This is a genomic window from Pseudomonas sp. LBUM1658, from assembly GCF_059716055.1.
Map to the genome: position 1 here is coordinate 2,617,908 of NZ_CP166798.1, position 15,334 is coordinate 2,633,241.

The window sequence follows — 15,334 nt, forward strand, 5'->3', positions numbered from 1 at the left end:
CGCGACAACGCTCGGTTTCGTGCTCATCGAATGCCGTTGCGTTCAAGGCGACGCCGCTCCAGAAGCAATGGGCGCTCTGAACCTGGCCGCGGCACGCGCCGGAGGCATCCCGAACAGGCGTGCATATTCACGGCTGAATTGCGATGCGCTTTCGACGCTCATATCGGTCATTGTCGCGAGTGGCTCCACGCGAAAGGGTTCGGTGTAGTGCTCACGGATCCATTGGGTAGCACGGCGGATCTGCGCCAGACGGCCATCCGGGCGAGCGATTTCACGCAGCATTGGTCCTAACGGTCCTTGCAAAACTCGAAACAGAATTTCTCGCTCAATCATCGGCGCCAGTACCGCCGCTTCGTTTGGGCGGTCCATCAGCCGCAGCATGCGCAACCACGCATCAATCATTTCAGCGTGTGCCGTCACCGCAGAAAAGCGACTCGTGGTTGGCTGCTCGGCCGTCATGGTCTCACCTGTCAGCAGCGTGGCGATGACGTTCGGGTCCAGGGTCAGGCTGATCGCAAGATAGGGCAGGCCTGGCCCGCTCGGGTGAATCTCGCCGGTGGCGGGCACATCCACAGGCACCAGGAAATAGGTGATCGGTAAGTACCGCAAAACCTGATCGCCGATGGACAAGGTTTTCGCGCCCTGAAGCACCAAGTGCACCATCGGCTGATAAACCTGACTCGCACACGCCTCGGCGTGGATCATCGCCACGCGCGGCAGCCCGGTGTCCGTCCACTTGTCAGGCGCGGGTTAGCGGGTAGCCAGGCAAGATGCACCGGCCGCTGTCGCCCGGCGCAACTGCGACATGACGTTCCCCGCCGTAACCACCGCTGTAGGCGATATTGGGCAGCTGCTCGCGGCCAGCGCCTCTGCGACCCAGGTATTGCAGGTATAGAACAGCGAATAGCTGCCCTTGGCCTGGTAGAACCGGCTCTCGCCATACAGGCCAGGCCCGAGCGACGCCAAGGTGCCCGCAGCGGAGTGGGTGAAGGTCCCGGCCACGAACGCGAGCAGTCGCCGGTAGCCGTCCTCCGTCACCCGCACCTCGATGACCTCGCTTGCGGCGAAACGCCGCCTGGGGTCCCCGGCAATCTTGACCACATGCAGCACGGTTGCTGTCGACCCGAACAAGGCCCGCAGGGCGAGGCTCAAGGTGGCCTGTGGGGCCCGGTAAAAGCCCTCGTCACCCCAGCCGAACTCAACGAAGTCGCCGTCGCCGAACTCTTCGGCCAGTGCGGGAAGCACCTGAAGCAGATCGGGGCGCGCAATCGCCAACCCGGTATGCAGGCCATGATTCACTACATAGAAGGAGCGCCAACCGCCGTCCTCGCCCCTCGGCGGGCTCGACGCGGTAGCACAGCCGAACAGCGTCAGGACCAAGGCCAGCACTACAATGCGCATACACAAGGGCTTGGAGGCTCGATAACGAAACGTGGGAAAACCCCGGCAGGGGCGCTGTATACAAGCATAGAAGCTGGCTCGCCCCCCAAGCAGGCATTCGTGGGCCGCACGGCCGGTTAGTCGTCGAGGCTTTCAGGAAGTAAGGTGCTTTGACCTGGATGTCGAGACGAATGAGCGTCCCTGAATAGGAAAGCCCCGCCGCACACACGCCCCGACCTTCTGGGCTTCGGCAGTAGAAGGGCAATCGTGGTAACCCCTTGGATGCGCAGACGTTCAAGTGCGTGCCGACGTACCGATGCGTATATATAGCTCCTCGATAACCAAAAATCGGGGTCTGCATGAACAGGGTAAAGCCGAGCAGTTGAGCTAAAAGCTGACTATTAAGTCAGGGTGGTCAGCTGCACTTCTCCCATACGAGGATCCCACCATGCGCAAATACACCCTGGAATACCTGTTCAACGGCGAGCCCCGCACACACATGTTCGAATTCAAGCAGCCTCAGCTGCCCGTACACGAGGCGGCGATGCACCTGCTACAGCTGCATTTTGGGGATGGAGAGAACAGCCTGATCATGCCCACTGCGGACGCGACGCCGGAGGAGATTTTAGAGCAGGCTGAGCTGGTAGGGCTGACGCAGATTAAGGTCGTCGATCAACCCAGTTGATGCCAGGTGCAGCGACCGGCAACGCGCGCCGATAAGTGGAAGCCACGAGGGGGCTGAGCAGGTGGACTGGTTGACCTACCAGTGAGGCTCGTCCAATTTCCGCGGCCCCAAACTACGATCGTAATCATGTTGAAATTGACTATGCCAACTATGCCAACTATGCCAACTATGCCGACCATGCCACTTGAACGAATCAATGAGGCCTTCGATCTAATGCATAAAGGCAAATCGATCCGCACCGTTATCAAATACTGATCCGCACCCTGGAGCTGAGGCACCAGATTCGGTTCGAATACTCCCTGATACTGGAGGTTTATCATGAGCAACCTGAAACTTCATCCTTCGTTGGATAACGGAATAGAGCCAAGCTCTGCAAACTTCTCTGGCGGTACCCTGCAATGCCTGTGTCCGACCGATAAGGTTGAAATCAGGATTGACGCCCAGACCCTGCACAATCACGCCTGTGGCTGCAGCAAATGCTGGAAGCCCGCAGGTGCGAAATTCGCGGTTATTGCAGTTGTTCCCCGCGATAAAGTCAGCGTCATCGCGAACGCTGAGAAGCTGGTTATCGTCGACGAGCGCGCGGCTATTCAGCGACATGCCTGCAAAGAGTGCCATGCACATATGTATGGCCGCATCGAAAACAAAGACCATGGGTTCTATGGCCTGGACTTCGTGCATACCGAGCTATCTCCGCAAAAAGGGTGGGCTGCACCAGGCTTTGCAGCCTTCGTTTCGTCGATCATCGAAACCGGCACCCCACCGGAGGATATGAAGGAAATTCGCGAAAAACTGCGCGCGCTCGGTTTGGAACCTTATGATTGCTTGTCGCCAGATCTCATGGACGCATTGGCTACGCAAGTGGCGAAGTTGAATGGTGTTATCGCATCCCGTTAACCCCCATTTGTGCTCGGGGTGTCGATGAGCACCTTGTCGACGTCCCGCAGATGTATCTGGGGCTAGCGTGCAGCGCTCCGGGTACCCGCGAACGCGCTCGTGCCAAGCCAGCGCCACAGGTTTTGCGCATCCTGCACGGCGCCGTCTACACGCAGCTCTCGCGACTGAAGAACCTCCCGCGGTGTACGGTCGCCAGTCCACACCTCGGTCAACGCGCGCACGCTGGAGTCCACGACGAGCGTCAGTTCGCGTCCGGGGTCGTCGCGGCACAGGTCTGCCACACCCTGTTCAACCACGAGCCACCACGCTTGCTCGCCGGGGCGCGCGTCGCGGAACCTGAAGTGGATGATCACCGGTCGGGACGGGAACGTCTCAATGCGCACGAACCGGCGCACGTCCCACATCAGCAAGCCTGCATCGAGTTCGTCATCGCGAAGGCGACTGCCGATCCAGCGCGCGCCCCAATGGCCTAGCGCCATTATGATGGGGCGCAATTCCTCGCCCGCCTCGGTCAGGCCGTACTCCCAGACTTTGCCTGCGGCCGTGCGATGCACGACACCGATATCTTCCAGATGGCGCAGCCGCTGTGCCAGCAGGCCGGTGGACATCCGGGGCACGCCGCGGTGCAGTTCATTGAAGCGCTTGCTGCCGCACAGCAGCTCGCGCACGACCAAAGGTGTCCAGCGCTCGCACAGCGCTTCAGCACCGCGCGCGACCGTGCAGAACTGACCGTAGCTTTCTTCCATCGCCTGGACTCCGCAACTGCAACACTTCAGATTTTGAACTAGCCCCGCGACTTCGCCACGCGCACGCTGAAGCCTCCGAAAGCCAACCGCCAAAGGAGAACGCCATGACAAAAGTAGCCATCATTCAGCGCCCGCCCGTGCTGCTCGATCGCAGCGCGACGATCGCCCGGGCCGTGCAATCGGTCGCAGAGGCTGCGGCGGCGGGAGCCTCGCTGATCGTTTTGCCCGAATCGTACATTCCCGGTTACCCGTCGTGGATCTGGCGGCTGGCGGCGGGAAAGGACGGGGCTGTAATGGGCCAGTTGCACGCGCGGTTGCTGGCCAACGCCGTCGATATCACCAACGGTGACCTGAGCCAATTGTGCGAGGCCGCCAGGGTTCACGCCGTGACGATCGTGTGCGGCATCAATGAGTGCGACCGGCGCAATGGAGGCGGCACGCTCTATAACAGCGTAGTCGTTATCGGCGCGAACGGCGCCGTGCTCAACCGACACCGCAAGCTGATGCCAACCAATCCCGAGCGCATGGTGCATGGCTTCGGTGATGCCTCCGGTTTGCGTACGGTCGATACACCGGTCGGTCGCGTGGGTGCACTCATCTGCTGGGAAAACTACATGCCGCTGGCACGCTATTCACTGTATGCCCAAGGGGTGGAAATCTACGTCGCCCCCACGTACGACACGGGCGACGGCTGGATCAGCACGATGCGTCACATTGCACTCGAAGGCCGCTGCTGGGTGCTCGGCAGTGGCACCTCGCTGCGCGGCAGTGACATCCCCGACGACTTCCCGGCTCGTATGCAACTGTTTCCCGATCCGGACGAATGGATCAACGACGGCGACTCGGTGGTGGTCAATCCGCAAGGCCGGGTCGTGGCCGGTCCATTGCACCGAGAGGCAGGCATTCTGTATGCGGACATCGACGTCTCACTCGTGGCGCCAGCGCGGCGAGCGCTCGACGTCACCGGCCACTACGCGCGCCCTGACATTTTCGAACTGCAGGTGCGGCGCACGCCGGCGACAGTAGTGCGCTACATCGACGGGTGAAGGCAGGTAACGTTCAGGCGATCCATGCCATGTCCGGCGGGTTCGCCTGACAATTGATCAAGGAGTCATTCATGAGCATTGAACGGTCTTACAAGGGCAGTTGTTTTTGCGGCGCAGTCGAGTTCACCGTCAGCGGCGAGCCGACCGGGATGGGCTATTGCCATTGCGAGTCGTGTCGGCATTGGTCAGCAGGGCCGGTCAATGCCTTCACGCTGTGGAAACCCGAGGCGGTACAAGTGACGCGGGGTGCTGACAACATCGGCACCTACAACAAGACACCGCAGAGTTACCGCAAGTGGTGCAAGACGTGCGGCGGGCACCTCTTCACCGAACACCCCGGGATGGGGCTCATCGACGTGTATGCCGCGGTCATCCCGGATCTCGCGTACTCGCCAGGCGTTCACGTCCACTATCAGGAGACCGTGCTGCGCATCAAAGATGGATTGCCCAAGCTGAAGGATGTCCCCAACGAATTAGGGGGATCGGGCATCAGCGTGGACGAATAGCGCTAGCAAGGCTTTTGGCCCAGCGTGGAAGGAAGCATTGGAACGTGAAAAAAACACAACGTAGAATTTTGCGGATTTTGGACCGTCCATCACTCCCTAAAGGGCGATTTTTGAATTTAGATCCAGCTAGAGCTTGATGAGCTGTCTCTCGCAACCACTGATTTTGAAAAGGATATGCGGACAGGCGTATAAGGCTCCGATTGTTGTCTTCATGACCGGCTGATTTTGGCCGATTTCTGCCTGTCGCGACCGGCTTAAAACGACCCCAAGCGGTCATTCGTATCAATCAGTAAGCGTCGATTTCAACCTATCGATTTCGCCTACAAATCGCAGTCGTGTTGATCTACCCATCAGCGTGGAAACAGTAACGTCACCGCCACGCGAAAGCCCCAGCCTCGCAACATTTCCCCTCCTTTCAGTAGGAACAACATCACGGTCAGCACCGCCCGAGCGGTGGTGCTGACCGTGACTTTGTCTCACCGCACCAGTTCGACCTCGCTCGGCCGCCACTCTTTCGTAAAGAACGATTCAAGCGGGCTGTAGAAGCGCAGGATCGTGCTCCAGCCTTTACCCGGAACGGTCTGTATCCAGTTGCCGTCGCTGACCTCTGCTGGCTTACTCGGGGCGAAGTACACGGTCGTGGAGCCATCGGAGTTCGCCACGGCGGCGGGCGTCGGATAACTCTGGCTGCCCGCACGCGGGTAGCGCTGCGGCGTGTCGAGCATCGAGCGGCTCTGATTGTCGTAGAGTGTCAGGGACCAGAACTTCTCCGCCGGGATCTTCGGCGGGAGCGTCATCTTGTAGGTCTTGCTCCCATCGAAGTATTCGCCCTTGGAATCCACAAACGCGGCGAGGTATTGCGAGCCGATGCCCGTCAGCCGCATAACCATCGCTGGGGTGATGCCGGTGGCGTAGAAGAAGAACCCCGTGCGCGCGTTGAGCATGCGATAACCGGTGGGCGGGTAGGGTGTGATGGTGCCGTCCGCGCTGACCTGTGGCGGCGGCGTTTCGAAGTTGTAACCGCCGGCAAAGAGCATGTTCGTCCAGGCGGAGCCGGGATAGTAAAACCATCCCTCGGATGGGCGCGCATTCCAGCCCAGGGTTCGACCCGTGGCCGATCCGATGGCCGCCGCATCGGTCAGGATTTTCTTCATCCGCGTATCCGGATTGAAAGGCTTGCCCTTGACGATGCCGATTGCGGCCAGCGAACCCATGATCTCCGGATCGAAGGAACCCTCCGGCTCCTTCTGGACCAGATCATTGATCATTTCGAAGTAGCTGAAGTCGCTCGGCGGAATGGTGGTCATGACCTTGCCGCTGCCTTCGGTGAACTTCACCGGCGGCGGGGGCTTGAGGAAGGACCATTCCAGTTTGTGCTCCGGGGTGCGCAGCAGCGTGGCTTTACCTTCAAGTGCCGAGCCAATGCTCGTGCCGTAGCCGCCCGGTACATAAGGGTAGACCTTGAGCGTCCTCTTGATGAGTGCAACCGCAGGCTTGGGGTCATCGTTCTCGAGGAATGACCGGCCTAACATCGTCGCTCGGTTCGTGCGCAGCCTGTTCACGAAGTAACCGTTCTCCGGAAGTATGCCTTTGTAGTCAGGCGGCACCAGTAGATATCTCCCGCCCTCGCCTCGGTCCGGCCCTGGCAGTCCGATGTCGGTCACCCAGCGGAACCAGATGTCGTCGATGACGCCGAGTGACATCGGAGGCGTCTCGACCACCAGTGGTCCATTGGTGACATCCAGATTGACCCAGAAATAGATGGTGTCTGCATTGGCAGTTAGGAACAGGGACTTTGAGTCCATCAGCTCCGACCAGATCAGGGCAGTGTTGTTCGGAACGCCGGCCTCGTTGAAGCCTTTGAAGATGGCCGCCACCGACGCGCCTTGGTAAGCGTTCACGAACGCCTCGACGCCGTGCATCAGGTCGAGGTTGTCGTAGATCTTGGCGACGGTCTCTTTGCTCGGCGCGCCGTCTTTGAACTCGAGCGTGCCGAGACTCGTCTGGATCTGGTCGGGCGTGGTGATTGCCGGAGGGATTGCGGAGGATGTCTGGGCTGTAGCTTCATCCGCGACGATGATGACGGTGGCGACGAGCACGGCAGCCAACACCCCGTTAATGAAAGTGCGATTGGTTATTTTCATTGGTTGATTCCTTTCAGTGCGTCTTTGTTGAGCTGCCTATTTCACCACCTCGACCTCGCTCGGCCGCCAGGTCTTGGCGAAGAACGGTGGAAGCGGGCTGTAGAGCCGCAGCATCGGGAAATAGCCCTTACCCGGCATGGTCTGAATCCAGTTGCCCCGTTTGACACCCGTAGGCTGGGTGGGACTGAAGTAAACTGTCGTGGAGCCGTCGGTATCCGCTTCGGCGGCGGGGGACGGATAGCTCTGGCTGCCCGCACGCGGGTAGCGCTGCGGCGTGTCGAGCATCGAGCGCGTCATGGTGTCGTAGAGCGTCCACGACCAGAAATTCGCCTGCGGAATGTCCTTCGGCAGCGTCACCTTGTAGGTCTTGGCGCCGTCGAAGTACTGCTTGTCGGCATCGACCATCGTCCACAGGTAGGTCGAGCCGATGCCCGCCACGCGCATGGCCATCGCGGGCGTGATGCCGGTGACGCCGTAGAAGAAAGACGTTCGCGCGTCCAACTGGCGGTAGCCGGTGGGCGGGTAGGGCTTGACGCCCTCGGGCGTAATTTCCGGGACCGGCGTCTCGAACTCGTAGCCGGAGGAGAACAGCATGTTCTGCCAACCCGATCCGGGATAGTAGTACCAAGCTGGGTCGCGAGGCGCCGTAAACAGGGTGCGCGAGGTGGCATTGGCGAGCGCCACCGCCTCGGTGAGAATCTTCTTCATCCGCGCATCGGGATTGAACGGCTTGCCTTTGATGATGCCGATGGCGGCCACCGGTCCCATCAATTCCGGGTCGAGCGCAGTTGCAGGCTCCTGTTGCACCACCTCGTTAAGCATCTCGTAGTAGCTGAAATCGCTGGGTGGAATGGTGTTCATTACCTTGCCGCTGCCTTCGTGGAACACAGGCGGCGGCGGGGGGGTGATTTTGCCAAGTTTAGCTTTGCCGCTCAGGAACTCGGCGATGCTCGTGCCCTCGCCACCCGCTTCATAGGGATAGATTCTGGTCGTCTTCTTGATCAATTCGACCGCGGGCTTCGGATCGTTTTTCTCCATGAACGAGCGGCCCAAGAGCAGCACGCGGTTGGTGCGGGAGCGAGCGATATAGAATCCGCCCTCGGGCAGCGGACCGTCATACCCCGGCGGCAGGATGAGGTATTTCCCGCCTTCGCCGCGGTCGGGTCCGGGCAAGCCGAAATCAATGATCCAACGCCACCAAATATCGTCGAAGGTGCCCAGCGCCTTGGGCGGTGTCTCGACCACCATCGGGCCCTTTGAGATGTCTATGAAACTCCCGAAATAGACGGTATCGGCGTTGGTCGTCAGAAACAGCAACTTGGCATCCATCAGTTCGGACCAGATGATTACTTCGTTGTCTTTTACCGCGATGCTCAGAAAGCCCTTGCGGATGGCGGCCATGTTCACGCCCTGGTAGGTGTTCACAAACGCCTCGAACGCGCGCGTGAAGTCCAGATTGTCATAGACCTTGTCGATGGTCTGCTTGCTCGGCATGCCGTCCTTGAAGTCGAGCGCGCCGATGCGCGTCTCGACTTTGTCCGGTGTGCTGATCGACGCGGGAATAACGGGGCTCTCCTGCGCAGCAGTCAAGCTGGGTAGTGTCAGCACAATGCAGGCTGCAGGGACTGTCAGGAGCTGGATGAGTTGTTTCACAGTTTCATCTCCATCGTTATGGATAAAATCGTCCTCGCCACACTCGCGGCGATTTCACGCCAGCTCCTCGATCGCTACAACAACCAGCCATACAACTCTTGATAGCCCCTAAATGGGAGATGACGCCTTAAATTTTAGTGGACGCTGAAGGGAGTTATACGTTGAGGACAAAAAGTGCAGTCTGCTCGACCAGTTCGCGGCAGCAGATGAAGCATAGCCAATCATTTGTCATTGCTCGTTCCAACGACTGCTATTGGCCGGATAGCGACGGTTTAGGTGCGACCGTCGCTGAGTGGGTTTACACCTCCGTCTGCTCAGCCATTTCTAAAGCATCGTCGACCTCAATCCCCAAGTATCTGACGGTGCTTTCAAGCTTCGTATGACCAAGCAGAAGTTGGACTGCTCTCAAGTTCTTCGTCCTGCGATAGATCAACGATGCCTTGGTTCGCCGTAGCGTGTGAGTACCGTACATGGTTGGGTCAAGGCCAATGGCCGCCACCCAGGCTTTGACTATTCGAGCGTATTGCCTAGTGGAAAGATGATCTGAGAAGTGCAGCCGACTCGGAAACAAGAAGTCTTCGCTGCGGAGCAGGGCCTGACGCATCCAAGCCTCCAGTACCGTTCGAGTTTGGTCAGTGATTTCAAATTGCACTGGGCGCTGAGTTTTCTGCTACATCACGATGGCCCGTGACGACACATGCTCCCCATGGGCTATGTCCCGTACACGAAGCTTGGTTAAGTCACAGGCACGCAGCTTGCTGTCGATGGCCAAGTTGAAGAGAGCCAGATCCCGTGTCTTCTCCGCAAGCTGGAGACTTACCCGGATGGCCCAGATATCTCTGACTCGGAGCGGGGCTTTCTGCCCGACAAGCTTTCCCTTGTTCCAAGGCTGATGGCTGTATCTAGTGATAGTGTTCATGGCTTGTCCTCCACGTTGAGGGAGGACAAGGGTGGATCAGTCAGGGGGCGAGGTCGCTATCGACCCTGAGCCGTCGTTCGCTTCCACCGCGAGCAAAACCGCTCGGTCAAAAGTGGCTTCTATTGGTGAATATTGACAGTCCGCCTTTGAACTCAAACAAAGGCTTAGGCAATGGAGAGTGATGCAGAAAAAGGAGCCGTCCAAACTACACGGGGTGGCTGCCCCTTCGTTACTGTTTGGATTGAGCTTTCATTTTCTCTTCGACTTTTGTGTCTACTGCCGCACGGATCTGATCGATGCTGACGCTGGCTGGTTTCTGCCTGGGCGGGTATTCGATGTTCGCGAGTGATACGGCCGACTTGATGTGTTGGTTAAAAATGCTGGCGGCGGCTGGAGTCGGAAGTGCCAAAAAAAGAAGCGCGCAGGGCTCGCCGAACCAAGGAGAGGGGGGCTCCGCTTCCTGGTCTGTGCGAGGTCAGGCGATCTTCAGCACCGTGCGCCCGACCAACTGGCCTTTGCACATGTGCTCGAACACCTGATTGATGCCATCCAGGGGCTCGGTGACGATCTGCACCGCGACCTGGCCGAGGCCGCCGATACCCAGTACCGCGACCCCACGGACTCCCCCTACTTTTACCCCCACAAAACGACTGGCTCTGGGTGGAATTTTCAGCGGGTACCAAGGTCGGAATTGTCCCGTGGGCTTTGGTCCCAGCTCGATAAGTGAGTTGATGACGGTTTTGGGTTCACTCCTGTTGCACGTTACCGGAGCTATTGGCCGAAAACCGTCAGTCGCGAAATCTGACTTCGGCTATAGGACGAGCTGTTCAGGGTCGCGGCTTACGTGCCCAGGTAGCGAATTTTTCCCTTACGAGCCAGCGAGAGGATGTGAAGAGAAGAGTGAAGTTACCCAAGCTTTAACGATGCGTGCATATTGCCGCGTGGACAAATGATCTGATTTTGGTAGCCGACGAGGAAAAAGAAAGTCCTCATTAGGCCGCGAGGAGGCGAAAGAGAGTAACGTTCGCAGAACCTCGCGGCGACCTCGGTTGTTTTCAGAAACGGCGCTGAGCAAGCCTTTCCAATAGCGGTGAGGTCGGGAACACGGTGCCTCGGCACTCATCACTCAGAAGCGAGCGCGGCGTCCCCCCGTACCTGTTGGGTGTCAGTGGCCGTCTGGCGACCCACCTTGAACCATGCGGCGTACAACGCCGGGACGAAGAAGATCGTCAGTAGCGTCGCCACGGTAAGGCCGCCCATGATCGCAATTGCCATCGGCCCCCAGAACACACTGCGCGTTAGCGGGATCATTGCAAGCACGGTGGCCAGCGCCGTCAGCATCACCGGACGGGCCCGATGAATGGCGGCATCCAGCACAGCATTCCACGGGTCGCGCCCTTCGGCGATTTCGGTTTGCACCTGGTCGATCAGGATCACCGAGTTGCGCATGATCATGCCACCCAGTGCGATGATGCCCAGGATTGCGACGAAGCCCAGTGGCGACTGGAACACCAGCAGCGCCGGCACCACACCGATCAGACCCAGCGGTGCGGTCAGCACCACCATCCACATGCGAGAGAAGCTCTGCAGTTGCAGCATAAGCAGCAGCAGGATGCTGATCAGCATCAGGGGGGCCACCGCCAGCAGCGCCTTGTTGGCCTTGTCACTTTCCTCCACCGCGCCGCCTACATCAATGCGGTAGCCCGACGGCAGCTTCGCTTCGATATCCTTAAGCAACGGCTGGATCTCCTGCGTCACCGATACACCTTGCTCGCCATCCTTCACGTCGGCACGCACCGTGATCGCCATATCGCGGTTGCGGCGCCACAGCACCGGCTCTTCCAGCTCAGAGCGCACCTGTGCGACTTGCGACAGTGGCACAACCGTGCCCTGGCGCGTGTAGAGGTTGATGTCTTTCAGTGTGTCGAGGCTCAAGCGCTCCTCAGGCACGGCACGGGCCACGATGTCGATCAGGTCCTCGTGCTCACGCAGCTGCGACAGGGTTGCGCCGTTCATCACGGTCTGGGTCGCCAGCGACACGTCGGCCGGCGTGAGGCCAAGCGCGCTCGCCTTGTCCTGATCAAGCTCCACCTTCAGTGTGCGCACCGGGTCGTTCCAGTCGAGCTGGAGGTCGCGCACCTTCGGGTTGGACGCAACCACCTTCTCTACGTCGCGGGCGATCTGGCGCACCACTTGGGTATCGGGGCCTACGACGCGGAACTGCACCGGGTAGCCGACAGGCGGCCCCAACTCGAGCCGGGTCACGCGCACCCACGCCTGCGGGAATTGTTGGTCGGCCGAGCTCACCAGCCGCGCACGTACCCGCTCGCGTGCATCCAGGTCCTTGGTCATCACAACGAACTGGGCAAATCCCGGATTCGGCAGCTCGGGGTTGAGCGAGAGATAGAAGCGCGGTGCGCCGGCGCCGGTGTAGGCGGTAAAGAAACGCACGTCCTGGTCCTTCGCCAGGATCTCCTCCATGTGCTTGACCTGCTCGGTTGTCGCGGAGAACGAGGAGCCTTCCTTGACGCGCAGGTCAATGACCAGTTCAGGACGCGAACTGTTGGGGAAGAATTGCTGCGGCACTAGCTTGATACAGGCCAGAGCAAGCGCCAGAGCGCCAAACGTCGCACCGATGATCACCCAGCGGCGCTCGATGGCGGCGTCGATCAGGCGGCGTAGGCTGCGGTAGAACTTCGTGTCGTACAGATCAGCGCCATGCTGGTGCTTGCCCAAGTCGTTGGGCAGCATCTTGACCGCCAGGTACGGCGTGAAGATGCCGGAGCAGATCCACGAGAACAGTACCGCGGCGCCGACGATCCAGAAGATGCCGCCCGCGTACTCGCCGGTGGTGGACTGCGAGAGACCGATCGGCAGGAAGCCCACGACGGTGATCAGCGCGCCGGTCAGGCGCGGCATGGCGGTGGACTGATAGGAGAAGGCGGCCGCCTTCACGCGATCCATGCCGGTTTCCATCTTCGCCACCATCATCTCGATGGCGATGATGGCGTCATCCACCAGCAGTCCCAACGCGATAATCAGCGAGCCGAGCGAAATGCGCTCGAGGTTCCAGCCCATCGCCAGCATCACCAGCGCCACGCCGCCCAGCACCAGCGGCACCGTGGTCGCGACCACGAGGCCGGCGCGCCAGCCCAGGCTGGCCAGGCTCACCGCGATCACGATGATCAGCGCCTCGGCCAGCGCGCGCCCGAAGTCCAGGATGGCGTCCTTCACCGTGGTTGGCTGGTCGGCCACGAGCTCCAGCTCCACGCCATGCGCAAGTTCCGACTGGATCTTGGCGACTGCCGTGTCCATCTCCTTGCCAAGGTCCACGATGTTGCCGTCGCTGGTCATCGTGATGCCGAGCATCAGCACTGGCTGGCCGTTGTGGCGCACCGTGTAGGTCGGTGGATCCTCAAAGCCACGTGTAACGGTCGCAATGTCGCCGAGTTTGATCTGCCGGCCGCCTGCGGCGATGGGCACGTTGCGGATGGCGTCTTCGCTGGCGAACTGGCCACTCACGCGTACCATGACGCGGTCGCCGCGGGTATCGATCTGGCCCGCGGGCAACATGGCGTTCTGGCTTTTGAGGCTTTCGGCGATGGCCAGCGGTGTAATGCCCAGCGCTGCCAGGCGCTCATGCGAGAACTCGACGTAGACACGCTTGGCCTGCTTGCCGACGACATCGATCTTTTTGACCATCGGCACCTTCAGCATGCGGCGCTTGATGTCCTCGGCCGCGTCCGACAGGTCGGCGTGGCCGATGCCGTCGCCCTTGACCGCGTACATCAGGCCATACACGTCGCCGTACTCGTCGTTCAGGATCGGGCCGATCACGCCGTCAGGCAGCTCGAGGCTCAGGTCGTTGAGTTTCTTGCGCGCCTGGTACCAGGCCTCGCTCTGGTCGGCCTTGGAGGTGCCGCCGCGCACGGTGAGCGTCATGCCCGCGTAGCCTTGCCGCGCGTAGGTGACCACCTTTTCGAAGTTGTCGATCTGCTCGAATTTCTTCTCCATGCGGTTGAGCACCTGGTCCTGCAACTGCTGGGCAGTGGCGCCCGGCCAGATGACCATGGCAGTCATCGAGGGCACGGAAAAGTTCGGATCCTCGAGTTGACCGAGCCTGGTGAAGCTGAAGGTGCCGGCCACCGCGACGAGGATGAGCATGAACAGGACGATGGCGCGATGGCGCAGCGCCCAGTCGGTGAGGTTGAAGTTGTTCATCGGGCGGCCTGCTGCGTGGTGTTCGCGTCTACGATTGCCGCGCCGGGAAGCGCGACCTTCAGTCCGGACGCCATCTTCTGCACCCCGGCGGTGACGACCAATACGCCGGCCTGCGGCCCGGAGACGAGCACCTCGTCATTGCGGTAGCCCCGCACCGCCACACGCTCCAGTTCGACGATGCCTACCGGATCCTTGCCCGCGGGCGTGACCACCCACAGTGCCGGCTGGCCGCCGTTTTGCGTCAGGGCCGTAGCCGGCACCGCCGCCACCGAGATGTTTGTCATCACGCGCTCGGCCATTACCGTCGCGGTGGCGCCCAGTGACAGAGGCCGCGCGTTTCCCAGCTTCAGCCGCGCGCGATAGGTGCGCGTCTGCGCCGCGGCCTGCGGCGACAGCTCGCGCAGCGTGACATCGAAGGTTTCGTTTGGCGCACTGGCCAGCGAGGCCTTGAAACGTGCCTCTTTGAAGGCGGACAGCTGATCCTCGGGCACATCGACCACGATCTCGGGCTCGTCCGGATTTGCGATAGAGACGACCGGCTGGCCCTGCGCCACGACCTGCCCGACTTCAAAGTGCACAGCCGTGACGACGCCGCTACGCGAGGCGCGCAGCACGGTGTACTTGAGCCGGTTGCGCGCGAGCTCGAGCTTTCGCGCCTCGGCCTTGGCGGTCGCCTGCGCGGTCTGGGCATTGGTATGCGCGCGCTCGTCCTCGGCCGCACTGACCGAGCCATCAACCTTCAGCGCGGTCAGGCGCTGGCGGTCCGAGTCGGCCTGGCGTGTCTGCTCGACGGCAATCGTCCACTGTTGTAGCGATGCTTCCTCAGCGAGGCGGTAGTCGCTGTCATCCAGCACAGCCAGTATGTCGCCTTCGCGCACTAACTGGCCTACATCGACCTTGCGCTGGGCTACCTTGCCGCCCACGCGGAAGGCATGGTCGACTTCATGCCGCGACTGTACGGTGCCCACATAGCGACTGATGTCGCGGGCATTGTCGTAGCTGATTTCAACGGTGCGTACCGGTCGTGGGGCCTGCACGGTTGGCTGGTCCGGGCTACACGCGGACAGCATGACGGCTACGGCCAAGGCGCCGGCCGCAGTAAGGGAGGTTTTCAAGGCGGTTCCTCTTTGAAAAACG

General features: G+C 60.5%; 12 protein-coding genes and 2 pseudogenes. 4 read left to right on the forward strand and 10 right to left on the reverse strand.

The window, feature by feature from the left end:
* Nucleotides 1–42: 42 nt before the first annotated feature.
* A complete protein-coding gene (locus tag ACA064_RS12090; RefSeq protein WP_497673555.1) occupies nt 43–705 on the reverse strand; it encodes an AraC family transcriptional regulator in 663 nt (220 codons plus the stop codon).
* A 45-nt stretch (nt 706–750) separates the two neighbouring features.
* Nucleotides 751–1,401 (reverse strand): DUF2459 domain-containing protein, encoded by a 651-nt coding sequence (locus tag ACA064_RS12095; RefSeq protein WP_497674231.1) that lies wholly within the window; start codon nt 1,399–1,401, stop codon nt 751–753.
* Between the two features lie 427 nt (nt 1,402–1,828).
* Here ACA064_RS12095 and ACA064_RS12100 point away from each other — a divergent pair, with 427 nt between their 5' ends.
* Both ACA064_RS12100 and gfa read left to right on the forward strand, forming a co-directional pair.
* The gene (locus ACA064_RS12100) at nt 1,829–2,065 is read left to right on the forward strand and encodes a hypothetical protein (RefSeq protein ID WP_461970250.1); all 237 of its coding nucleotides are present in this window, start codon (nt 1,829–1,831) and stop codon (nt 2,063–2,065) included.
* Nucleotides 2,066–2,383: 318 nt separating this feature from the next.
* Nucleotides 2,384–2,962 (forward strand): S-(hydroxymethyl)glutathione synthase, encoded by a 579-nt coding sequence (gene gfa / locus ACA064_RS12105; protein WP_497673556.1) that lies wholly within the window; start codon nt 2,384–2,386, stop codon nt 2,960–2,962.
* 62 nt (nt 2,963–3,024) lie between these two features.
* On the opposite strand, the gene ACA064_RS12110 is transcribed toward gfa, so the two are convergent.
* Nucleotides 3,025–3,708 (reverse strand): winged helix-turn-helix transcriptional regulator, encoded by a 684-nt coding sequence (locus ACA064_RS12110; protein ID WP_497673557.1) that lies wholly within the window; start codon nt 3,706–3,708, stop codon nt 3,025–3,027.
* Nucleotides 3,709–3,812: 104 nt separating this feature from the next.
* Between ACA064_RS12110 and ACA064_RS12115 the strand changes: the two genes are divergently transcribed.
* A complete protein-coding gene (locus ACA064_RS12115) occupies nt 3,813–4,754 on the forward strand; it encodes a carbon-nitrogen hydrolase family protein (protein WP_497673558.1) in 942 nt (313 codons plus the stop codon).
* Between the two features lie 71 nt (nt 4,755–4,825).
* A complete protein-coding gene (locus ACA064_RS12120; protein ID WP_497673559.1) occupies nt 4,826–5,260 on the forward strand; it encodes a GFA family protein in 435 nt (144 codons plus the stop codon).
* 476 nt (nt 5,261–5,736) lie between these two features.
* On the opposite strand, the gene ACA064_RS12125 is transcribed toward ACA064_RS12120, so the two are convergent.
* The 7 genes and pseudogenes from ACA064_RS12125 to ACA064_RS12155 all read right to left on the reverse strand — a co-directional run bounded on the left by ACA064_RS12125 (nt 5,737) and on the right by ACA064_RS12155 (nt 15,312).
* Nucleotides 5,737–7,404 (reverse strand): DUF1254 domain-containing protein, encoded by a 1,668-nt coding sequence (locus tag ACA064_RS12125; protein WP_497458392.1) that lies wholly within the window; start codon nt 7,402–7,404, stop codon nt 5,737–5,739.
* Between the two features lie 36 nt (nt 7,405–7,440).
* Entirely contained in the window at nt 7,441–9,057 is a 1,617-nt protein-coding gene (locus ACA064_RS12130) for a DUF1254 domain-containing protein (RefSeq protein ID WP_201181170.1), read from the reverse strand.
* 298 nt (nt 9,058–9,355) lie between these two features.
* Nucleotides 9,356–9,976: pseudogene (locus ACA064_RS12135) on the reverse strand (tyrosine-type recombinase/integrase).
* 475 nt (nt 9,977–10,451) lie between these two features.
* On the reverse strand, nt 10,452–10,619 hold the full coding sequence (locus ACA064_RS12140) for a hypothetical protein (protein ID WP_497673560.1): 168 nt from the start codon (nt 10,617–10,619) through the stop codon (nt 10,452–10,454).
* 255 nt (nt 10,620–10,874) lie between these two features.
* Nucleotides 10,875–10,970: pseudogene (locus ACA064_RS12145) on the reverse strand (integrase); the annotation flags it as partial.
* Nucleotides 10,971–11,098: 128 nt separating this feature from the next.
* Complete coding sequence (locus ACA064_RS12150; RefSeq protein WP_497673561.1) at nt 11,099–14,197, reverse strand: efflux RND transporter permease subunit; 3,099 nt, start codon at nt 14,195–14,197, stop codon at nt 11,099–11,101.
* Nucleotides 14,194–15,312: an efflux RND transporter periplasmic adaptor subunit gene (locus ACA064_RS12155; RefSeq protein ID WP_497673562.1), complete on the reverse strand. Its 1,119-nt coding sequence runs from the start codon at nt 15,310–15,312 to the stop codon at nt 14,194–14,196. The genes ACA064_RS12150 and ACA064_RS12155 overlap by 4 nt, the downstream gene beginning before the upstream one ends.
* Nucleotides 15,313–15,334: the final 22 nt, after the last annotated feature.